The following is an 18,318-nucleotide window of genomic DNA, read 5'->3' as shown; positions in this document are numbered from 1 at the left end:
GATGGCCGAAGAGAAGAAAGCCCGTACGCTCACCGGGAAGGTGGTGAGCGACAAGATGGACAAGTCCATCGTTGTGATGATCGAGCGTCGTGAGCGCCACCCGATCTACGGCAAATACGTCAAGCGCTCCACCAAGCTGCACGCCCACGACGAGTCGAACCAGGCCAAGGCCGGCGACACGGTGTCCATCCAGGAATGCCGTCCGCTGTCGAAGAACAAGGCCTGGACCCTGATCGAAGTCGTCGAACAGGCCAAGGGTTGATCGGCTCAGGCCTGTCAAGCCAGTGCAGTCAGATTAGGTTTGGAGAAAACCGATGATTCAGACTCAGACAATGCTGGATGTCGCCGACAACAGCGGAGCGCGCCGGGTGCAGTGCATCAAGGTGCTGGGCGGTTCTCACCGTCGCTACGCTCGCATCGGTGACATCATCAAGGTCACGGTGAAGGAAGCCATTCCGCGTGGCAAGGTCAAGAAGGGCCAGGTCCTCAAGGCGGTGGTGGTTCGCACCCGTAGTGGCGTCCGTCGTAACGACGGGTCGCTGATCCGCTTCGATGGAAATGCGGCTGTGCTGTTGAACAACACCAACGATCAGCCGATCGGTACCCGTATCTTCGGGCCGGTGACGCGTGAGCTTCGCAACGAGAAGTTCATGAAGATCATTTCCTTGGCGCCTGAAGTGCTGTAAGGAGCGAGGCGGATATGCAAAAGATCAAACGTGACGATGAAGTGATCGTCATCGCCGGCAAGGACAAGGGCAAGCGCGGCACCGTCAAGCGGGTTCTCGAAAACCGCTTCGTGGTGTCCGGTGTGAACATGATCAAGCGTCACACCAAGCCCAACCCGATGGCGGGCAACCAGGGCGGTATCGTCGAGCGCGAGGCACCGATTCACGCGTCCAACGTGGCCATCTTCAACCAGGAGACCGGCAAGGCGGATCGCGTCGGCTTCCAGGTTCAGGAAGACGGTACCAAGGTACGTATCTACAAGTCGACGCAGTCGCAGATCGACGCCTAACGCGAGTCGGATAGCAAAATGGCGAACTTGAAAGAACGTTATCAGAACGAGGTGGTGGCTCAACTCCAAGAGCAGTTCAGCTACGCCAACGTGATGCAGGTACCGCGGGTCACCAAGGTGACCCTGAACATGGGTATCGGCGAAGCGACCAGCGACAAGAAGCTGATCGACAACGCCATCGGCGACCTGGAGAAGCTCTCCGGTCAGAAGCCGCTGGTGACCAAGGCACGCAAGTCCATCGCGGGCTTCAAGGTGCGTGAAGGCTGGCCGATCGGGATCAAGGTGACCCTGCGCTCCGAGCGCATGTGGGACTTCCTCGATCGCCTGGTGAATATCGCGATCCCCCGCGTTCGTGACTTCCGTGGTCTCAACCCGAAGTCCTTCGACGGTCGTGGCAACTACTCCATGGGGGTGCGTGAGCAGATCATCTTCCCGGAGATCGAGTATGATAAGATCGACCGGATCCGTGGTCTGGATGTCACCATCACCACCACCGCCAAAACCGATGAAGAAGGTCGCGCGCTACTCGGCGCGTTGAACTTCCCGTTCAAGAAATAAGGGTGGGATCATGGCAAAGAAAAGCATGGTAGAACGCGAGCTCAAGCGCACCAAGCTGGTGGCGAAGTATGCCGCCAAGCGCGCCGAGCTCAAGGCGATCATCCAGGACGTCAACGCTTCTGACGAAGAGCGCTTCGACGCGCAGCTCAAGCTGCAGCAGTTGCCGCGCGACTCCAGCCCGGTGCGTCAGCGCAACCGCTGCCGCATCACTGGACGCCCGCACGGCTACTACAACAAGTTCGGCCTCGGCCGCAACAAGCTGCGTGAAGCCGCCATGCGTGGCGACGTGCCCGGACTCAAGAAGTCCAGCTGGTAACGCCACGTAGAATCATCAGGAGCGCAACGTAAATGAGCATGCAAGACACTCTGGCGGATATGTTCACCCGTATCCGCAATGCGCAGATGGCCACCAAGGAGACGGTTTCCATGCCGTCCTCCAAGCTCAAGGTCGAGGTGGCCCGCGTGCTGAAGGAAGAGGGCTATATCAGCGACTTCGCCGTCAGCGAGACCGCCAAGCCCGAGTTGACCGTGACCCTCAAGTACTTCGAGGGCAAGCCGGTCATCGAGCACCTGCAGCGGGTTTCCAAGCCGTCCCTGCGCCAGTACAAGGGCAAGGACGCGCTGCCGAAGGTCGCCGAAGGTCTGGGCGTTGCCATCGTCACCACCTCCAATGGGGTGATGACCGATCGCGCGGCGCGTCAGGCGGGTGTCGGTGGTGAAGTCATCTGCACCGTATTCTAGGAGTTTGGAATGTCCCGCGTAGCCAAATATCCGGTCAAATTGCCCGCAGGCGTCGAGGTCAAGCTCGACGGTGACCAGCTGTCCGTCAAGGGCAGCCAGGGCACGCTGTCCCAGACCGTTCACCCCGATGTGGTGATCGGTCAGGAAGAGGGACAGCTGACCTTCCAGCCGAGCGAGTCCGCGAAGAGCTGGGCAATGGTCGGTACCACCCGTGCCCTGGTCCAGAACCTGGTCACCGGTGTCAGCGAGGGCTTCACCAAGAGCCTCGAAATCATCGGCGTCGGTTATCGTGCCCAGGCCAAGGGCCAGACGCTCAATCTTACACTGGGCTTCTCGCACCCGGTCGATTACACGCTGCCTGAAGGTGTCACGGCGGAAACGCCCAAGAACACCATCATCGTGCTGAAAAGCGCGGACAAGCAGAAGCTCGGCCAGTGTGCTGCGGAAATCCGCGCCTTCCGTCCGCCCGAGCCCTACAAGGGCAAGGGTGTCCGGTACGTCGACGAGCAGGTGCGTCGCAAAGAAGCCAAGAAGAAGTAAGGCAGGGTTATGAACGCGAAGAAAGAATCTCGTCTCCGTCGTGCCCGCCGTGCTCGCGCCAAGATCCGCGAGCTGGGCGTGTATCGCCTGTGCGTCAACCGTACCCCCCGCCACATCTACGCGCAGATCATCTCGCCGGATGGTGGCAAGGTCCTCGCCAGCGCTTCCACGCTGGACAAGGCCCTGCGCGAGGGTGCGACCGGCAATGCCGACGCCGCCGCCAAGGTGGGCGCACTGATTGCCGAACGTGCCAAGCAGGCTGGCATCACCCAGGTGGCCTTCGATCGTGCCGGCTTCAAGTACCACGGTCGTGTGAAGGCCCTGGCCGACGCCGCTCGTGAAGGCGGCCTGGAATTCTAAAGGGTTTTACGATGGCGAAGAACGAACAGCAAAGCGGCGATCTGCAGGAAAAACTCGTGCAGATCAACCGTGTCGCCAAGGTGGTCAAGGGTGGCCGAATCTTCGGTTTCACCGCCCTGACCGTCGTGGGTGACGGTAACGGTCGTGTGGGTTTCGGTCGTGGCAAGGCACGTGAAGTGCCGGTCGCGATCCAGAAGGCCATGGACCAGGCGCGTCGCAACATGGTCAAGGTGAACCTCACCGGTGGCACCCTGCAGTACCCCGTCAAGGCCCGTCACGGCGCCTCCAAGGTGTACATGCAGCCCGCCTCCGAGGGTACCGGGATCATCGCCGGCGGCGCCATGCGCTCCGTGCTCGAACTGGCCGGCGTGCACAACGTCCTGGCCAAGTGCTACGGCTCCACCAACCCGGTGAACGTGGTGCGGGCGACCGTCAACGGTCTGGCCTCCCTGCAGTCGCCGGAAGACGTGGCCGCCAAGCGCGGTCTGCCTGTCGAAGCGATCACGGGGTAAGCACCATGTCAGCAACGATCAAGGTTACCCAGACCCGCAGCACCATCGGCGTACTGGCCAAGCACAAGGCCACCATGAAGGGCCTCGGCCTGCGTCGCATCGGTCACACGGTTGAACTGGAAGACACCCCTGCCGTCCGCGGCATGATCCACAAGGTCAATTACCTTGTGCGTGTTGAGGGAGAGTAATCCATGAAACTCAATAGCCTGAGCCCGGCACCGGGTTCCAAGCACGCCGAGAAGCGAGTCGGCCGTGGCATCGGCTCCGGTCTGGGCAAGACCGGCGGCCGTGGCCACAAGGGCCTGAAATCGCGCAGCGGCGGCAGCGTGAAGCCCGGTTTCGAGGGCGGTCAGATGCCGCTGCAGCGGCGCCTGCCCAAGTTCGGCTTCACTTCCGCGAAGTCGCTGGTTTCCGAGGAAGTCCGCCTGGCCGAGCTGGCCCGGGTCGCGGGTGACGAAGTCACCCTGGACACCCTCAAGGAAGCCAACGTGCTGAAGGACGCCACCAAGCATGCCAAGGTGATCCTGTCCGGCGAACTGAACAAGGCGGTCACGGTCCGCGGCATCAAGGTCACCAAGGGTGCCCGTGCCGCGATCGAAGCCGCCGGCGGCAAGGTAGAGGACTAAATGGCCAAGTCAGGAAACATGCCGGCGATGGGCAGCGGTCTGGGTGAACTCTGGGCGCGTCTGCGCTTCGTGCTCCTCGCCATCGTGGTCTACCGTATCGGTGCCCACATCCCCGTTCCCGGTATCAATCCTGACCAGCTTGCTGCCTTGTTCAGGGAGCAGCAGGGCACCATCCTGGGCATGTTCAACATGTTCTCGGGTGGCGCCCTGGAGCGCATGAGCATCATGGCGCTGGGCATCATGCCCTACATCTCGGCGTCGATCATCATGCAGCTGATGACCGCGGTCTCGCCGCAGCTCGAGCAGCTGAAGAAGGAAGGTGAGGCCGGTCGCCGCAAGATCAGCCAGTACACGCGCTACGGCACCGTGCTGCTGGCCCTGGTCCAAGCCACCGGCATGTCGGTGGGCCTGGCCAGCCAGGGGATCGCCTACACGGCCGACTTCAGCTTCTACTTCACCGCCATCGTGACGTTCGTCACCGGGGCGGTGTTCCTGATGTGGCTGGGCGAGCAGATCACCGAGAAGGGCATCGGCAACGGCATCTCGCTGCTGATCTTCGCGGGTATCGTCGCCGGTCTGCCGGGCGCCGTGGGGCAGGCCTTCGAGCTGGCCCGCAACGAGGGTGCCTGGAACGTCCTGCCGCTGCTGGCCCTCACCGTGCTTGGCGTGGCTACCGTGGCCTTCGTGGTGTTCATCGAGCGCGGCCAGCGCCGCATCACGGTGAACTACCCGCGTCGCCAGGTGGGCAACAAGATGTATGCCGGCCAGAGCAGCTACCTGCCGCTCAAGGTCAACATGGCGGGCGTGATCCCGGCGATCTTCGCCTCCAGCATCCTGCTGTTCCCGGCCTCGCTGGGGCAGTGGGTGGGTGCCGGCGATGGCATGGAGTGGCTGCAGCGTGCGTCCCAGGCCCTGGGCCCGGGTCAGCCGCTCTACATCTTGCTTTTCGGCGCGGCGGTGGTATTCTTCTGCTTCTTTTACACAGCGCTGGTCTTCAACCCCAAGGATGTCGCTGACAACCTCAAGAAGTCAGGGGCCTTCCTGCCGGGCATCCGCCCTGGCGAGCAGACCGCTCGCTACATCGACAAGGTCATGACCCGTCTGACCCTGTTCGGTGCCCTCTACATCACTGCGGTTTCCCTGATGCCCCAGTTCCTGATCGTGGCCTGGAACGTGCCGTTCTTCTTCGGCGGTACCTCGCTGCTGATCGTGGTAGTGGTCATCATGGACTTCATGGCCCAGGTGCAGTCGCACCTCATGTCGCACCAGTACGAGTCGGTGATGAAGAAGTCCAACCTGAAAGGCTACGGTAGCGGCGGCATCATGCGCTGAGAGGCGTCGCTGGCGACTTGGTGCGCCGCGAGCCGGGTTTCGGCTCGCGGCGCGAGCCAACTTTGGAGATGGAACGATGAAAGTCCGAGCTTCCGTGAAGAAAATGTGCCGCAACTGCAAGATCATTCGTCGCAATGGCGCCGTGCGCGTCATCTGCATCGAACCGCGGCACAAGCAGCGCCAGGGTTGATCCCGACGCTGCACTGAACCGGGTGCCGGCATGCCCCTTGTCCTCGAGCGAGGAAAGGGGTATGCTGTTGCGCCTTTTGTAGATGATTAATCGAGCAAGCCGCTCAAATTTCGGAGTAAGCTGATGGCCCGTATTGCAGGCGTCAATATCCCGGACAACAAGCATGCGGCGATCTCGCTGACCTATATCTTCGGGATTGGCCGTACGCGCGCTCAGGACATCTGTGCCGCGACCGGCATCGCGCCGACCACCAAGATCCAGGAGCTGTCCAGTGAAGATCTGGATACCCTGCGGTCCGAGGTCGGCAAGTACACCGTGGAAGGTGACCTGCGTCGTGATGTCACGCTTAACATCAAGCGTCTCATGGACCTGGGTTGCTATCGTGGTCTGCGTCATCGTCGTGGTCTTCCGCTGCGTGGTCAGCGTACCAAGACCAATGCGCGTACCCGCAAGGGCCCGCGCAAGCCGATCCGCAAATAACACGCACGTTCTGGCGTAAAGACAGGAATAGACATCAACATGGCTAACCCGCGTAGCAACCGTAAAAAGGTTAAAAAGCAGGTAGTGGATGCCATCGCGCATATCCACGCCTCTTTTAACAACACGATCATTACGATCACAGACCGCCAGGGCAACGCCCTTTCCTGGGCGACTGCCGGTGGTTCGGGTTTTCGTGGTTCTCGCAAGAGCACCCCGTTCGCTGCTCAAGTGGCAAGCGAACGTGCAGCGACCGCTGCAGCCGAGTATGGTGTGAAAAACGTCGACGTGCTGGTCAAGGGCCCCGGTCCTGGCCGTGAATCCGCCGTGCGCGCGCTCAATGCCGCCGGCTTCCGCGTGCAGAGCATCACCGACGCGACGCCCATTCCCCACAATGGCTGCCGTCCGCCGAAGAAACGCCGCGTTTAAGGAGACAGATTCATGGCTCGTTACATTGGACCGAAGTGCAAACTGTCTCGTCGTGAGGGGACCGACCTCTTCCTCAAGAGCGGTGTCACTCCCTTCGAGAAGAAGTGCAAATCCGAGCAGATCCCGGGTGTGCATGGCCAGCGCCGTCAGCGTCTTTCCGACTACGGCTTGCAGCTTCGCGAGAAGCAGAAAGTACGTCGCATGTACGGCGTACTCGAGAAGCAGTTCCGCAACTACTACAAGGAAGCGGCCCGCCTGAAGGGCGCGACCGGCGAGCTGTTGCTGCAGCTTCTCGAATCCCGACTGGACAACGTCGTCTACCGCATGGGCTTCGGCTCCACGCGTTCCGAGGCGCGTCAGCTGGTCAGCCACAAGGCGATCGCCGTCAACGGCAAGACTGTCAACGTGGCGTCCTACCAGGTCAAGCCCGGTGACGTGGTCTCCGTGCGCGAGAAGGCGAAGAACCAGGCGCGCATCCAGACTTCCCTGGCCATCGCCGCCAACCGCGGCGACGTGGTCTGGGTCGAGACCGATGCCAAGAAGATGGAAGGCACTTTCAAGGCCCTGCCCGAACGCGGCGACCTGTCTGCCGACATCAACGAAAACCTGATCGTCGAGCTGTACTCCAAGTAAGCGGCGCCCGCGTCGTGCCGCTCCCCGCCCGCGGGGGGCGGCCGGAGAGTACCGACAATCCGTTTGGCAGCCTGAAAGGTGTTCATATGCAGCGTTCAGTGACAGAGTTTCTCCGTCCTCGCGACATCAAGGTCGAAGAGATCAGCGCACACCACGCGAAGATCGTGCTCGAACCCTTCGAGCGGGGCTTCGGCCACACGCTGGGGAATGCCCTGCGTCGCATCCTGCTCTCGTCCATGCCCGGCTGTGCCGTGGTGGAGGCCGAGATCGCCGGTGTCGAACACGAGTACAGCGCGATCGAGGGCGTCCAGGAAGATGTCATCGAAATCCTCCTGAACCTCAAGGACGTGGCGCTCCGGATGCACAGCCGCGACGAGGCAGTGCTCTCGCTGAACAAGCAGGGGCCGGCCGTCGTGACTGCAGGGGACATCGCTCTCGACCATGATGTCGAGATCGTCAACCCCGAGCATGTCATCGCCCACGTCAACGAGGGGTCCGAGCTGAAGATGCAGCTCAAGGTCGCTCGCGGCCGCGGCTACGAGCCGGCGGACGTGCGTGGCGATGCCGACGACGAGTCGCGCGCCATCGGTCGCCTGCAGCTGGATGCTACCTTCAGCCCCGTGCGCCGGGTTTCCTACAGCGTCGAGGCCGCGCGTGTCGAACAGCGCACCGACCTCGACAAGCTGATCATCAACCTGGAAACCGACGGCACCCTGGATCCGGAAGAGGCGATCCGTCGCAGCGCGACCATCCTGCAGGAGCAGCTGGCCGCCTTCGTCGACCTGGAAGCCGACAAGGAACAGGAAGTGGTGGAGGAAGAGGATCATATCGATCCGATCCTGCTGCGCCCCGTAGACGATCTCGAGTTGACCGTTCGCAGCGCCAACTGCCTGAAGGCCGAGAACATCTACTACATCGGGGATCTGATCCAGCGCACCGAGGTGGAGCTGCTGAAGACCCCCAATCTCGGCAAGAAGTCCCTGAATGAGATCAAGGACGTGTTGGCCGCCCGCGGGCTTTCCCTGGGCATGCGGCTGGAGAACTGGCCGCCGGCAAGCCTGAAGGACGACAAGGCCTCCGCGTGAGCCTCGACTCGAGTCCCAGTTTGGTAAGGAATCACAACCATGCGTCATCGTAAGAGTGGTCGTCACCTGAATCGCACCAGCTCGCACCGCCAGGCCATGTTCAAGAACATGTCCGTCTCGCTGGTCGAGCACGAAGTGATCAAGACAACCCTGCCCAAGGCCAAGGAGCTGCGTCGCGTCATCGAGCCGCTGATCACCCTGGCCAAGCAGGACAGCGTCGCCAATCGTCGTCTGGCCTTCAGCCGCACCCGCTCGAAGGAAGCGGTCGGCAAGCTCTTCAACGAGCTGGGGCCGCGTTACGCCGAGCGTCCGGGCGGTTACGTCCGTATCCTCAAGTGCGGCTACCGCACCGGCGACAACGCGCCCATGGCCTTCGTCGAACTGGTCGACCGTCCGGTCGTCGAGGAAGCCGCTGCCGAGGAGTGATCCTCGACCGGCCTTCCGCCAGTGGCACGCCAAACCGGCTCCCCAAAGGGAGCCGGTTTTTTTTATTCCAGTGACAAGCTGCAAGGGGGCAAGTCACATGGAAACCCCTTGTAGCCCGCCGCGAGGCGCATCCTGTCTTGCTCCTTGCTCCTTGCTCCTTGCTCCTTGCTCCTTGCTCCTTGCTCCTTGCTCCTTGCCGTTATGCGGTGGTCTCCGGCTCCGCCTTGCTGGCCTTGGCGCGCTCCAGCAGCGGCTTCAGGAAGCGGCCGGTGTGCGACGCTTCCATGCGTGCGACCTGCTCGGGCGTGCCCTCGGCGATGATGCGCCCGCCGCCGGAGCCGCCCTCGGGACCCAGGTCGATCAGCCAGTCGGCGGTCTTGATCACGTCCAGGTTGTGCTCGATCACCACGATGGTGTTGCCGTGGTCGCGCAGGCGGTGAAGCACGGTGAGCAGCTGGCGGATGTCCTCGAAGTGCAGGCCGGTGGTCGGCTCATCGAGGATGTAGAGGGTCTTGCCGGTATCGCGCTTGGCCAGCTCCCGAGCCAGCTTGACCCGCTGGGCCTCGCCGCCGGAGAGCGTGGTCGCGCTCTGCCCCAGGCGGATGTAGGAGAGCCCCACGTCGAGCAGTGTCTGCAGCCGCCGGGCGATGGCCGGCACCGGCGAGAAGAAGGCCAGGGCCTCCTCCACGGTCATCTCCAGGACCTCGTGGATGCTCTTGCCCTTGTAGGCGATCTCCAGGGTCTCGCGGTTGTAGCGCTTGCCCTTGCAGACGTCGCAGGGCACGTAGATGTCCGGCAGGAAGTGCATCTCCACCTTGATCATGCCCTCTCCCTGGCAGGCCTCGCAGCGCCCGCCCTTGACGTTGAAGGAGAAGCGGCCCGGCTTGTAGCCCCGCGAGCGGGCCTCCTGGGTACCGGCGAACAGCTCGCGAATCGGCGTGAAGATGCCGGTGTAGGTCGCCGGGTTGGAGCGCGGGGTGCGGCCGATGGGGCTCTGGTCGATGTCGATCACCTTGTCGAGGTGATCAAGGCCCTCGATGCGGTCATGCACCTCCGGCGTCAGGCTGGTGGCGCGGTTGAGCTCCCGGGCGGCGATGGGCATCAGGGTGGCGTTGATCAGCGTCGACTTGCCGGAGCCGGAGACGCCGGTGATGCACACGAAAAGCCCAAGCGGCAGCTCGAGGGTGACGTCCTGGAGGTTGTTGCCCCGGGCGCCGGTCAGACGCACCACCTTCTCCGGGTTGCCGGGAATGCGCCAGGGCGGGACCTCAATGCGCCGGGTGCCGGCGAGGTACTGGCCGGTGAGCGACTCCGGCGCGGCGATGATCTCTTGCGGGGTGCCCTGGGCGACGATACGCCCGCCATGGACGCCGGCGCCCGGACCGATGTCGAGCACGTGGTCGGCGGCGCGGATGGCGTCCTCGTCGTGCTCGACCACGATCACGGTGTTGCCCAGGTCACGCAGGCGCTCCAGGGTCTGCAGCAGGCGATCGTTGTCGCGCTGGTGCAGGCCGATGGAGGGCTCGTCGAGGATGTACATCACGCCCACCAGGCCGGCGCCGATCTGGCTGGCCAGGCGGATGCGCTGGGCCTCGCCGCCGGAGAGTGTCTCGGCGCTGCGCTCCAGGTTCAGGTAGTCGAGCCCCACGTTGACCAGGAACTCCAGGCGGGCGTGGATCTCGTTGACGATCTTGACGGCGATCTCGCCCTTGCGTCCCGGCAGGCTCAGTTCCCCGAAGTAGCTCAGGGCCTCGCCGATGGGCAGGTGGACCAGCTGCGGCAGGGTGCGGTCGTCGATGTAGACGTGCCGCGCCTCCCGGCGCAGCCGCGAGCCGTGGCAGGTGGGGCAGGGCTGCACGGCGATGTGGCGCGCCAGGTCCTCGCGCACCATGCTGGACTCGGTCTCGCGATAGCGGCGCTGCATGTTGGGCAGCACGCCCTCGAAGGGGTGCTCGCGGGTGACCTTGCGGCCGCGGTCGTTGACGTAGCTGAAGGCGATGTCGTCGCTGCCGCTGCCGTGGAGGATGATCTCGCGCTCGTGGCGGGCGAGGTCCTGCCAGGGGGTCTCCAGCGTGAAACGGTAGTGGTCGGCCACCGCCTGCAGCTGGTTGAAGTAGTAGACGCTGCGCCGGTCCCAGCCCTTGATCACCCCCTCGGCCAGCGACAGCTCGGGATGGCTGATCAGCTTGTCAGGGTCGAAGAACTGCTGCACGCCCAGGCCGTCGCAGGTCGGGCAGGCGCCGGCAGGGTTGTTGAAGGAGAACATGCGCGGCTCGAGCTCGGCGATCGAGTAGCCGCACACCGGACAGGCGAAGCGCGCCGAGAAGGCGATCTCCTCGTGCTCGCCATCCATGAAGTGGACCGTCGCCACGCCGTCGGCCAGGTTGAGGGCCGTCTCAAAGGACTCCGCCAGGCGCTGCTGCAGGCCGTCCCGCACCTTGAGGCGGTCGACCACCACGCTGATGTCGTGCTTCCTGTTCTTGTCGAGCGGGGCGATGTCGTCGAGCTCCAGCACCTGGCCGTCGACCATGGCGCGCACGAAGCCCTGGGCGCGCAACTCGGCGAGCAGCTGCAGGTGCTCGCCCTTGCGGCCCTTGACCACCGGGGCCAGCAGCATCAGCTTGCTGCCCTCGGGCAGGGTCAGCACCTGGTCGACCATTTGCGAGACGGTCTGGGCCTCGAGGTCCTCGCCATGCTCCGGGCAGCGCGGGGTGCCGGCGCGGGCGAACAGCAGGCGCAGGTAGTCGTAGATCTCGGTGATGGTGCCCACGGTGGAGCGCGGGTTGTGGGAGGTGGACTTCTGCTCGATGGAGATCGCCGGGGAGAGCCCCTCGATATGGTCGACGTCGGGCTTCTCCATCATCGACAGGAACTGGCGCGCATAGGTGGAGAGCGATTCCACGTAGCGGCGCTGGCCTTCGGCGTAGAGGGTGTCGAAGGCGAGCGACGACTTGCCCGAGCCGGAGAGCCCGGTGACCACGATCAGCTTGTCGCGGGGCAGATCGACGTCGATGTTCTTCAGGTTGTGGGTGCGGGCACCCCTGACCAGAATTGTGTCCATTCCCACCTCGCCGGACGCGGCAAAAGCTCGATTATACGGGGCGGGCCGCATCGGCGGCAAAGTGCGCGCCGCCATCGGCTTTCCCTGCGCCCCGGCGAGCCGCTAGAATATGCGGTCCACCTCCGGGCCCGAGGGTCCGTCCACGGAAGTTCGAACCGCCATGCGAAAGGTCTCAGGACTGCTGTTAGCCACCGAGCGTCGCGCCATCACCGGGCTCGCGGGGCTCTATGCCACGCGCATGCTGGGCCTGTTCATGGTGCTGCCGGTGCTGGCCCTGTATGCCGATGAGCTGAGGGGGGCGACGCCGCTGCTGGTCGGCCTGGCGCTGGGCATCTACGGCCTCACCCAGGCGCTGCTGCAGATCCCCTTCGGCCTGCTCTCCGACCGTCTGGGGCGCAAGCCGGTGATCGCTGCCGGTCTGGTGCTGTTCCTGATCGGCAGCGTGGTGGCTGCCGGTGCCGACTCCATAGGCGGGGTGATCCTGGGGCGCTGCCTGCAGGGCAGCGGCGCCGTGGCCGCGGCGATCATGGCGCTGCTCGCCGACCAGACCCGGGAACAGGTGCGCACCGCGGCCATGGCCACCATCGGGCTCTCCATCGGCGTGGCCTTCGCCGTGGCCATGGTGCTCGGTCCCTGGCTCGCCGCGGGCTTCGGCCTGGCCGGGGTCTTCTGGTTCACCGCGGTCCTGGCGGCCCTGGGCCTGGCGGTGCTGTGGAAACTGGTGCCGCCGGCGCCGCGTCGGGTGCGCCACCGCGACGTGGGCATGGACCGCGGCCAGCTGCGAGGCATCCTCGGGCGCGGCGACCTGGGGCGCCTGGACATCTCGATCTTCGCCCTGCACCTGGTGCTGATGGCGATCTTCGTCGCGGTGCCCTTCCGGCTGCTCGAGGCGGGCATCGCCGTCGAGCGCCATGGCCTCACCTACCTGGGCATCATGCTGCTGGCCTTCGTGGCCATGGTGCCGCTGGTGATCATCGCCGAGAAGCGGCGGCGCATGAAGGCCATGTGCCTGTCGGCGATCACCGCCATCACCCTGAGCCTGTTCGGGCTGGCCGGCCTGGGGGAAGGGTTCCCGGCGCTGTTCGGCTGGCTGCTGCTCTTCTTCATCGCCTTCAACCTGCTCGAGGCCACCCTGCCGTCGATGCTCAGCAAGCTGGCCCCGGCGGGGGCCAAGGGCACCGCCATGGGCATCTATTCCACCAGCCAGTTCCTGGGGGCCTTCTTGGGCGGGGTGCTGGGCGGTGCCCTGGTCCAGCAGTGGGGGCTTTCCGCGGTCTTCATCGGCTGCGGCCTGTTGGGCCTGGCATGGCTGGCGGTGATGGCCGGCATGACGCCCCCTCGCCACCTGACCAGCGAGGTGGTGGCGCTGGACGGCGATGAGCAGGAAGATGCCCTGGACACCCTGATGGCGCGTTTCGCCGAGGTGGCCGGGGTGGAGGACGTGCTGGTCGTCCCCGAGGAGCGGCTGGCCTATCTCAAGGTGGATCGCCAGCGGCTCGACGAGCAGGCCCTGGCACGCCTCACCGGTTCCGGGAATCACCACAGCGGCGCCTGAGCCGCGTATGATCCTTACAACGTATTCATGACAGCAAGGAGTCCCTCATGGCCCGTGGCATCAACAAGGTCATCCTCATCGGCAACCTGGGCCAGGATCCCGAGGTGCGCTTCACGCCCTCCGGTACCGCCGTTGCCAACCTCAACCTGGCCACCACCGATACCTGGATGGACAAGCAGAGCGGCCAGCGCCAGGAGCGCACCGAATGGCACCGTGTCGTGCTGTTCAACAAGACCGCCGAAATCGCCCAGCAGTACCTCAAGAAAGGCAGCAAGGTCTATATCGAGGGCCGCCTGCAGACCCGCAAGTGGCAGGACCAGAACGGCCAGGACAAGTACAGCACCGAGATCGTCGCCAACGACATGCAGATGCTGGACTCCCGCGGCGGCGACGTCGGCGGTCAGCAGGGCGCCCAGTACGGCGGACAGCCCCAGCAGGGCGGCAACGTCGGCGGTCAGCCCCAGCAGGGCGGCTACGGCAACCCCCCGCAGCAGGGCGGCAACGTCGGTGGCGGCCAGCCCCAGCGTCCGGCCCCGCAGCCGGCTCCCCCGCAGCAGGGTGGCGGCCAGCAGCAGGGCGGCAACTACGGTGCCCCGGACCCGGGCAGCTTCGACGATTTCGATGACGAGATCCCGTTCTAAGCAGGGGCCAGCCGTGAAGCTGCTGATTCTGGAGGCCGGGCACTGCCTGAGCCTGGCGCTGGCTCGCGAGGCCAACCGGCGCAGCGACACCGAGCTCACCATCGAGCCGGGCCTGGCGCCCAGCCTCCGGTTGCTCGAGGAGTTGCGGCCGGATGCGCTGGTGATCCCGCCGCTGTCGCGGCCGATCACCGCCGAGCCGGCGGCCGTCACGGCCCATGCCGAGGCGGTCGAGGCCTGCATGGAGGCGTGTCGCGAGGCGGACATCCCGCTGGTGTGGTGCGTCTCCGACCAGCTCTATGAAGACGGCCTCGACGTCCCCATCGACGAGCATGTGATCCCCGAGCCCCGCGACGACAGCCTGAGGCGGCTGATCCGCACCGGCGACCGGATCCGTGCCGAATATCCCCGGCACCTCATCGTGCGGCTGGGCCCGCTGTTCGCCCTGGAGGGCAGCCAGGCCTGGCTGAGCGAGCTGCTTGACACCCTGATGGATGGTGGCGAGGTGCGGGCCGAGTCCGACGTGATCTTCTGCCCGACCTCGGCGGATGCCGTGGCCATGGCGCTGATCGGCATGCTCCAGCAGCAGCACTGCGGGGCCGAGGCTTGGGGCAGCTATCACCTGGCCGGCACCGAGCCGGTGAGCGCCTACACCTTCGTCTCCATGGTGCGTACCCAACTCGCCACGCGGCTCGAAGGCCGTGGCGAACGGGTCGCGCTGGGCAGCGTCAAGGCGCTGAACCACCATCATGACCAGCCGCTGCGTCGCGTGCTGAACTGCCGGCGGGTACTGGACGTGTTCGGCGTCCATCAGAAGCCCTGGCGCCTGGAGGTCGGGCGCATGCTGGATACCTGGTGCCTGGCGAGGGATGACGGCAAGGCGCAAGAGGAGTCGATGTCAAGATGAACGTTATCCGCAGCCTGGTCTTCTATGCCGGCTACTTTCTGGCCATGCTGGTCTGCGGCGTGCTCTTCCTGCCGCCGGCGCCCTTCCTGCCGTTGCGCTCCCGCTATCGCCTGCTCAACCTCTACAACCACTTCATCATCGCCTGGTTCCGCCTGGTCTGCGGGGTGCGCTACGACTTCCACGGCCATGAGCGGTTGCCCGAGGGCCCCTGCGTCATCCTCGCCAACCACCAGTCCGAGTGGGAGACCGTCTATCTGCAGCTGCTCCATCCGCCGGTCTGCACGGTCCTCAAGCGGGAGCTGCTGAACATCCCGATCTTCGGCTGGGGGCTGCAGCTGTTGCATCCCATCGCTCTGGATCGCAGCAGGCCTGCCCGGGCCATGAAGCAGGTGCTCACCCAGGGCAAGTCTCGTCTCGACGAGGGGCTCTCGGTGCTGATCTTCCCCGAGGGTACCCGGGTGGCACCGGGAAGCCGGCGGCGTTACAGCAAGAGTGGTGTGGTGATTGCCTGCCGCGCCGGCGTGCCGGTGGTGCCGGTGGCCCACAATGCCGGGGAACGCTGGCCGGGACGTCACTGGGTCAAGCGCCCGGGGCGTCTGTCGCTGGAGGTGGGCGAGCCCATCGAGACCGCCGGCCGCACCTCCGAGGAGGTGCTGGTCGAGGTGGAGGCGTGGATCGAGGCTCGGCTGGCCGAGATCTCCGAAGTGCCGCGCCCGGCCACGGCCGCACCGCCGGCCACCGAGCAGCCGCTGGCCTGACGCTGATCGCCCCCGCAACGCAAGAGGCGCCCCATGGGGCGCCTCTTGCGTTGTGGTCGGAGCAGCGTGAGGGATCAGTCGCGGAACTTCTCCAGCACCAGGCAGGCGTTGGTGCCGCCGAAGCCGAAGCTGTTGGAGAGGACCCGCTCGACCGTCACGCCATCGCGGCGCTGGGTGACGATATCGAAGCCGTCGGCCTGCTCGTCGAGGGTCTCGACGTTGGCGGAGGCGGCGATGAAGTCGTTCTCCATCATCAGCAGCGAGTAGATCGCCTCCTGCACGCCGGTGGCGCCCAGGGAGTGGCCCGTCAGCGACTTGGTGGAGCTCATCGCCGGCGTGGAGTTGCCGAAGACCTCGCGGATCGCCTTGAGCTCTGCCACGTCGCCCACCGGCGTCGAGGTGCCGTGGGTGTTGATGTAGTCGATCTTGCCGTCGACGGTGGCCATGGCCTGGCGCATGCAGCGCACTGCGCCCTCGCCGGAGGGGGCGACCATGTCGTGGCCGTCGGAGGTGGCGCCGTAGCCGGTCACCTCGGCATAGATCTTCGCGCCGCGGGCCCGGGCGTGCTCCAACTCCTCGAGCACCAGCATGCCGCCACCGCCGGCGATGACGAAGCCGTCGCGGGCCTGGTCATAGGGCCGTGAGGCCTTGTCGGGGGTGTCGTTGTAGTGGGTCGAGAGGGCGCCCATGGCGTCGAACAGGCAGGAGAGGGTCCAGTGCTCCTCCTCGCCGCCGCCGGCGAAGACCACGTCCTGCTTGCCCATCTGGATCTGCTCCACGGCGCTGCCGATGCAGTGGGCCGAGGTGGCGCAGGCAGAGGAGATGGAGTAGTTCACGCCCTTGATCCTGAACGGGGTCGCCAGGCAGGCCGAGACGGTGCTGCCCATGGTGCGGGTGACCCGGTAGGGACCCACTCGGCGCAGCCCCTTCTCGCGCATCAGGTCGGCGGCCTCCACCTGGTTGGCGCTGGAGGCGCCGCCGGAGCCGGCGATCAGCCCGGTGCGCTCGCTGGAGACCATCTCCGGCGCCAGCCCCGAGTCCTCGATGGCCTGGGCCATGGAGACATAGGCGAACGCCGCGGCGTCGCCCATGAAGCGGCGCAGCTTGCGGTCGATCAGGGCGTCCAGGTCGATGTCGACGCTGCCGGCCACCTGGCTGCGGAATCCTCGCTCGGCATAGTCTTCCTTGAAGCGGATGCCCGAGCGCCCGCTCCTGAGCGCCTCCAGAACCTGTTGTGCGTCGTTGCCCAGGCAGGACACGATGCCCAGGCCGGTGACTACCACTTGTCGCATGGGAGCCTCCTGTTCAGAAATTCGCGGTGGAGGTGAACAGGCCGACGCGCAGGTCGTTGGCCTGGTAGATGTCGCGGCCGTCGACGGATACGGTGCCGTCGGCCATGCCCAGGATCAGGCGCCGGGTGATGATGCGCTTGATGTTGATCCGGTAGGTGACCTTCCGGGCGTCGGGCAGGATCTGGCCGCTGAACTTGACCTCGCCGCAGCCCAGGGCGCGGCCCCGACCGGGGTGGCCGAGCCAGCCCAGGTAGAACCCCACCAGTTGCCACATGGCGTCCAGGCCCAGGCAGCCGGGCATCACCGGATCCCCGGGGAAGTGGCAGCCAAAGAACCACAGGTTGGGGTGGATATCCAGCTCGGCGATCAGCTCGCCCTTGCCGTGATCGCCGCCTTCCTCATGGATGTGCATGATGCGATCGAGCATCAGCATGTTGGGGGCCGGCAACTGGGCATTGCCCGGACCGAACAGCTCGCCGCGTGAGCAGGCCAGCAGTTCTTCGCGATCAAAGGAGTGTTGCTTGGTCACTGAATCGTTCCGAGAGTCGAGATCATTGTGTGCCGAAAGCGGCCCGGGGCCGCCGGGCGGCTGTGCCTAGTCTACTGTCCACACACGATGAATGCACGCCGTAGGCGGGAGAGGCGGGGCTGGCCTCAGCGGGCCGGCCTTGTCAGGGCAAGCGGACTGCCGAGGCGTCGACTCAGGACCAGGCAGATCAGCGCCCAGGCCAGCGCCTCGGCGGGCAGCAGCCAGGGGGCGAGTTCCACCCCGGCGAGGCGGGCGCCGGCGTAGTAGGAGAGCGGGCCGCTGGTGGCGCCGCCGAGCACGGCCAGCCATGGGCTTTGCCAGAGCCAGGCCAGCGAGTGGTGGATCAGGGTGGCGAAGAGGGGCCAGAGTAGCCACAGCCAGGGCGGTAGCCCGCCGAGCAGGGGCGTCCCGTCAGCGAAGTCGAAGCCGCCGGCCAGCGTCAGGCCGCCGTCCACCACCAGCCCCAGCGCGGCGAAGCCCGCCAGCCAGCGCCATTCCCCGGGGCGCGCCAGCCAGGCCAGGTGCAGGGTGAGGATCATCGCGGCGACCAGCAGGCCGACCCCCGAGCCGCCCAGCACGCAGGCGAACCAGCCCGCCTGGAAGGCGGCCAGGTTGGCCAGCAGCTTCACGGGGCTATCGGATCGGGTGGCCATC

Annotated in this window: 26 protein-coding genes; 22 read left to right on the top strand and 4 right to left on the bottom strand. The window is 65.4% G+C overall.

The features are described 5' to 3' along the window. Position 1 precedes the first annotated feature (1 nt). From rpsQ to rplQ, 18 genes are all read left to right on the top strand, one after another. Positions 2-262 carry a 30S ribosomal protein S17 gene (gene rpsQ / locus QLQ83_RS05240; protein ID WP_106232379.1) on the top strand — a complete coding sequence of 87 codons (261 nt, stop codon included), beginning with the start codon at positions 2-4 and terminating at the stop codon, positions 260-262. A gap of 52 nt (positions 263-314) precedes the next feature. Continuing rightward, entirely contained in the window at positions 315-686 is a 372-nt protein-coding gene (gene rplN / locus QLQ83_RS05235) for a 50S ribosomal protein L14 (RefSeq protein ID WP_106232380.1), read from the top strand. Between the two features lie 14 nt (positions 687-700). Then, a complete protein-coding gene (gene rplX / locus QLQ83_RS05230) occupies positions 701-1,015 on the top strand; it encodes a 50S ribosomal protein L24 (protein WP_040183125.1) in 315 nt (104 codons plus the stop codon). 18 nt (positions 1,016-1,033) lie between these two features. Beyond that, on the top strand, positions 1,034-1,573 hold the full coding sequence (gene rplE / locus QLQ83_RS05225; protein WP_106232381.1) for a 50S ribosomal protein L5: 540 nt from the start codon (positions 1,034-1,036) through the stop codon (positions 1,571-1,573). 10 nt (positions 1,574-1,583) lie between these two features. Beyond that, positions 1,584-1,889 (top strand): 30S ribosomal protein S14, encoded by a 306-nt coding sequence (rpsN, locus tag QLQ83_RS05220; protein WP_282734485.1) that lies wholly within the window; start codon positions 1,584-1,586, stop codon positions 1,887-1,889. Between the two features lie 32 nt (positions 1,890-1,921). Beyond that, on the top strand, positions 1,922-2,314 hold the full coding sequence (rpsH, locus tag QLQ83_RS05215) for a 30S ribosomal protein S8 (RefSeq protein ID WP_151442454.1): 393 nt from the start codon (positions 1,922-1,924) through the stop codon (positions 2,312-2,314). 9 nt (positions 2,315-2,323) lie between these two features. After that, positions 2,324-2,854 (top strand): 50S ribosomal protein L6, encoded by a 531-nt coding sequence (gene rplF / locus QLQ83_RS05210; protein ID WP_282734484.1) that lies wholly within the window; start codon positions 2,324-2,326, stop codon positions 2,852-2,854. A gap of 9 nt (positions 2,855-2,863) precedes the next feature. After that, positions 2,864-3,214: a 50S ribosomal protein L18 gene (gene rplR / locus QLQ83_RS05205; protein ID WP_102626746.1), complete on the top strand. Its 351-nt coding sequence runs from the start codon at positions 2,864-2,866 to the stop codon at positions 3,212-3,214. A gap of 11 nt (positions 3,215-3,225) precedes the next feature. Beyond that, the gene (gene rpsE / locus QLQ83_RS05200; protein WP_133636904.1) at positions 3,226-3,726 is read left to right on the top strand and encodes a 30S ribosomal protein S5; all 501 of its coding nucleotides are present in this window, start codon (positions 3,226-3,228) and stop codon (positions 3,724-3,726) included. 5 nt (positions 3,727-3,731) lie between these two features. Continuing rightward, positions 3,732-3,914, top strand: a complete 183-nt coding sequence (rpmD, locus tag QLQ83_RS05195) for a 50S ribosomal protein L30 (RefSeq protein ID WP_013331010.1) — start codon at positions 3,732-3,734, stop codon at positions 3,912-3,914. A 3-nt stretch (positions 3,915-3,917) separates the two neighbouring features. Further along, positions 3,918-4,352: a 50S ribosomal protein L15 gene (gene rplO, locus QLQ83_RS05190; protein WP_250063416.1), complete on the top strand. Its 435-nt coding sequence runs from the start codon at positions 3,918-3,920 to the stop codon at positions 4,350-4,352. Next, positions 4,353-5,684: a preprotein translocase subunit SecY gene (gene secY / locus QLQ83_RS05185; protein ID WP_282734483.1), complete on the top strand. Its 1,332-nt coding sequence runs from the start codon at positions 4,353-4,355 to the stop codon at positions 5,682-5,684. Between the two features lie 76 nt (positions 5,685-5,760). Then, positions 5,761-5,874: a 50S ribosomal protein L36 gene (rpmJ, locus tag QLQ83_RS05180; protein WP_009099023.1), complete on the top strand. Its 114-nt coding sequence runs from the start codon at positions 5,761-5,763 to the stop codon at positions 5,872-5,874. 123 nt (positions 5,875-5,997) lie between these two features. Next, positions 5,998-6,354: a 30S ribosomal protein S13 gene (gene rpsM, locus QLQ83_RS05175; RefSeq protein ID WP_282734482.1), complete on the top strand. Its 357-nt coding sequence runs from the start codon at positions 5,998-6,000 to the stop codon at positions 6,352-6,354. 39 nt (positions 6,355-6,393) lie between these two features. Continuing rightward, the gene (rpsK, locus tag QLQ83_RS05170; RefSeq protein ID WP_040183105.1) at positions 6,394-6,780 is read left to right on the top strand and encodes a 30S ribosomal protein S11; all 387 of its coding nucleotides are present in this window, start codon (positions 6,394-6,396) and stop codon (positions 6,778-6,780) included. A 12-nt stretch (positions 6,781-6,792) separates the two neighbouring features. Continuing rightward, on the top strand, positions 6,793-7,413 hold the full coding sequence (rpsD, locus tag QLQ83_RS05165) for a 30S ribosomal protein S4 (protein WP_108447061.1): 621 nt from the start codon (positions 6,793-6,795) through the stop codon (positions 7,411-7,413). 86 nt (positions 7,414-7,499) lie between these two features. Continuing rightward, entirely contained in the window at positions 7,500-8,498 is a 999-nt protein-coding gene (locus tag QLQ83_RS05160; RefSeq protein ID WP_106232388.1) for a DNA-directed RNA polymerase subunit alpha, read from the top strand. Between the two features lie 39 nt (positions 8,499-8,537). After that, positions 8,538-8,924 carry a 50S ribosomal protein L17 gene (gene rplQ / locus QLQ83_RS05155; RefSeq protein WP_282734481.1) on the top strand — a complete coding sequence of 129 codons (387 nt, stop codon included), beginning with the start codon at positions 8,538-8,540 and terminating at the stop codon, positions 8,922-8,924. 199 nt (positions 8,925-9,123) lie between these two features. Here the strand turns inward: rplQ and uvrA are convergent, their stop codons facing one another. Continuing rightward, entirely contained in the window at positions 9,124-11,985 is a 2,862-nt protein-coding gene (gene uvrA, locus QLQ83_RS05150) for an excinuclease ABC subunit UvrA (protein ID WP_282734480.1), read from the bottom strand. Between the two features lie 160 nt (positions 11,986-12,145). Between uvrA and QLQ83_RS05145 the strand changes: the two genes are divergently transcribed. From QLQ83_RS05145 to QLQ83_RS05130, 4 genes are read left to right on the top strand one after another with little or no spacing between them, the layout of a single operon-like run. Beyond that, positions 12,146-13,540 carry an MFS transporter gene (locus tag QLQ83_RS05145; RefSeq protein ID WP_282734479.1) on the top strand — a complete coding sequence of 465 codons (1,395 nt, stop codon included), beginning with the start codon at positions 12,146-12,148 and terminating at the stop codon, positions 13,538-13,540. Positions 13,541-13,587: 47 nt separating this feature from the next. Further along, complete coding sequence (gene ssb, locus QLQ83_RS05140; protein ID WP_282734478.1) at positions 13,588-14,181, top strand: single-stranded DNA-binding protein; 594 nt, start codon at positions 13,588-13,590, stop codon at positions 14,179-14,181. A gap of 13 nt (positions 14,182-14,194) precedes the next feature. Further along, complete coding sequence (locus QLQ83_RS05135; RefSeq protein WP_282734477.1) at positions 14,195-15,085, top strand: sugar nucleotide-binding protein; 891 nt, start codon at positions 14,195-14,197, stop codon at positions 15,083-15,085. Beyond that, on the top strand, positions 15,082-15,843 hold the full coding sequence (locus QLQ83_RS05130) for a lysophospholipid acyltransferase family protein (RefSeq protein WP_282734476.1): 762 nt from the start codon (positions 15,082-15,084) through the stop codon (positions 15,841-15,843). The genes QLQ83_RS05135 and QLQ83_RS05130 overlap by 4 nt, the downstream gene beginning before the upstream one ends. 74 nt (positions 15,844-15,917) lie before the next feature. On the opposite strand, the gene fabB is transcribed toward QLQ83_RS05130, so the two are convergent. From fabB to QLQ83_RS05115, 3 genes are all read right to left on the bottom strand, one after another. Then, positions 15,918-17,135 carry a beta-ketoacyl-ACP synthase I gene (gene fabB, locus QLQ83_RS05125; protein ID WP_282734475.1) on the bottom strand — a complete coding sequence of 406 codons (1,218 nt, stop codon included), beginning with the start codon at positions 17,133-17,135 and terminating at the stop codon, positions 15,918-15,920. Positions 17,136-17,148: 13 nt separating this feature from the next. Beyond that, complete coding sequence (gene fabA / locus QLQ83_RS05120; protein ID WP_282734474.1) at positions 17,149-17,664, bottom strand: 3-hydroxyacyl-[acyl-carrier-protein] dehydratase FabA; 516 nt, start codon at positions 17,662-17,664, stop codon at positions 17,149-17,151. Positions 17,665-17,789: 125 nt separating this feature from the next. Then, on the bottom strand, positions 17,790-18,317 hold the full coding sequence (locus QLQ83_RS05115; RefSeq protein WP_282734473.1) for a DUF2878 domain-containing protein: 528 nt from the start codon (positions 18,315-18,317) through the stop codon (positions 17,790-17,792). Between the last annotated feature and the right edge of the window lies 1 nt (position 18,318).

The organism is Halomonas rhizosphaerae (assembly GCF_030010555.1).
Classification (GTDB): domain Bacteria; phylum Pseudomonadota; class Gammaproteobacteria; order Pseudomonadales; family Halomonadaceae; genus Halomonas; species Halomonas rhizosphaerae.
Note: the sequence above shows the minus strand (reverse complement) of the source record. Positions and strands in the feature narration are given on the sequence as shown.

Coding starts and splice junctions, on each gene's coding strand:
- rplO (WP_250063416.1), top strand. CDS start 3,918: ATGAAACTCAATAGCCTGAGCCCGGCACCGGGTTCCAAGCACGCCGAG.
- QLQ83_RS05145 (WP_282734479.1), top strand. CDS start 12,146: ATGCGAAAGGTCTCAGGACTGCTGTTAGCCACCGAGCGTCGCGCCATC.
- secY (WP_282734483.1), top strand. CDS start 4,353: ATGGCCAAGTCAGGAAACATGCCGGCGATGGGCAGCGGTCTGGGTGAA.
- rpsQ (WP_106232379.1), top strand. CDS start 2: ATGGCCGAAGAGAAGAAAGCCCGTACGCTCACCGGGAAGGTGGTGAGC.
- rpmJ (WP_009099023.1), top strand. CDS start 5,761: ATGAAAGTCCGAGCTTCCGTGAAGAAAATGTGCCGCAACTGCAAGATC.
- QLQ83_RS05160 (WP_106232388.1), top strand. CDS start 7,500: ATGCAGCGTTCAGTGACAGAGTTTCTCCGTCCTCGCGACATCAAGGTC.
- fabB (WP_282734475.1), bottom strand. CDS start 17,135: ATGCGACAAGTGGTAGTCACCGGCCTGGGCATCGTGTCCTGCCTGGGC.
- rplX (WP_040183125.1), top strand. CDS start 701: ATGCAAAAGATCAAACGTGACGATGAAGTGATCGTCATCGCCGGCAAG.
- rplQ (WP_282734481.1), top strand. CDS start 8,538: ATGCGTCATCGTAAGAGTGGTCGTCACCTGAATCGCACCAGCTCGCAC.
- rpsH (WP_151442454.1), top strand. CDS start 1,922: ATGAGCATGCAAGACACTCTGGCGGATATGTTCACCCGTATCCGCAAT.
- rplR (WP_102626746.1), top strand. CDS start 2,864: ATGAACGCGAAGAAAGAATCTCGTCTCCGTCGTGCCCGCCGTGCTCGC.
- rpsD (WP_108447061.1), top strand. CDS start 6,793: ATGGCTCGTTACATTGGACCGAAGTGCAAACTGTCTCGTCGTGAGGGG.
- rplN (WP_106232380.1), top strand. CDS start 315: ATGATTCAGACTCAGACAATGCTGGATGTCGCCGACAACAGCGGAGCG.
- QLQ83_RS05130 (WP_282734476.1), top strand. CDS start 15,082: ATGAACGTTATCCGCAGCCTGGTCTTCTATGCCGGCTACTTTCTGGCC.
- rpsM (WP_282734482.1), top strand. CDS start 5,998: ATGGCCCGTATTGCAGGCGTCAATATCCCGGACAACAAGCATGCGGCG.
- rplE (WP_106232381.1), top strand. CDS start 1,034: ATGGCGAACTTGAAAGAACGTTATCAGAACGAGGTGGTGGCTCAACTC.
- rpsE (WP_133636904.1), top strand. CDS start 3,226: ATGGCGAAGAACGAACAGCAAAGCGGCGATCTGCAGGAAAAACTCGTG.
- rplF (WP_282734484.1), top strand. CDS start 2,324: ATGTCCCGCGTAGCCAAATATCCGGTCAAATTGCCCGCAGGCGTCGAG.
- rpsN (WP_282734485.1), top strand. CDS start 1,584: ATGGCAAAGAAAAGCATGGTAGAACGCGAGCTCAAGCGCACCAAGCTG.
- ssb (WP_282734478.1), top strand. CDS start 13,588: ATGGCCCGTGGCATCAACAAGGTCATCCTCATCGGCAACCTGGGCCAG.
- rpmD (WP_013331010.1), top strand. CDS start 3,732: ATGTCAGCAACGATCAAGGTTACCCAGACCCGCAGCACCATCGGCGTA.
- uvrA (WP_282734480.1), bottom strand. CDS start 11,985: ATGGACACAATTCTGGTCAGGGGTGCCCGCACCCACAACCTGAAGAAC.
- rpsK (WP_040183105.1), top strand. CDS start 6,394: ATGGCTAACCCGCGTAGCAACCGTAAAAAGGTTAAAAAGCAGGTAGTG.
- QLQ83_RS05115 (WP_282734473.1), bottom strand. CDS start 18,317: ATGGCCACCCGATCCGATAGCCCCGTGAAGCTGCTGGCCAACCTGGCC.